At 70.9% G+C, this 261-nt stretch carries 1 pseudogene; it reads left to right on the top strand.

Features of this window, described 5'->3' with window-relative positions:
• Positions 1-261: pseudogene (locus SB659_RS19850) on the top strand (hydroxymethylglutaryl-CoA lyase); the annotation flags it as partial.

Below are 261 nucleotides of genomic sequence, written 5' to 3' on the forward strand. Positions count from 1 at the left end.
GGAAGCGAGCCGGGAGCACGGCATTCCCATGCGCGGCTATGTCAGCTGTGTCGTCGAATGCCCTTACGAGGGGATGGTTGAGCCTGCCGCGGCGGCCGGTGTTGCGCGCCGGCTCCGCGACCTCGGCTGCTTCGAGATCAGCCTCGGCGACACGATCGGCCGAGGGCGGCCTGAGGCGGTCGAGCGCATGCTGGCGGAGGTGCTGGAGCAGGTCCCGGCGGATCGGCTGGCTGGGCATTTCCACGATACGGCGGGCCGCGC

Origin of the sequence: Arthrobacter sp. SIMBA_036 (genome assembly GCF_046535135.1) — a bacterium.
GTDB lineage: Bacteria > Actinomycetota > Actinomycetes > Actinomycetales > Micrococcaceae > Arthrobacter.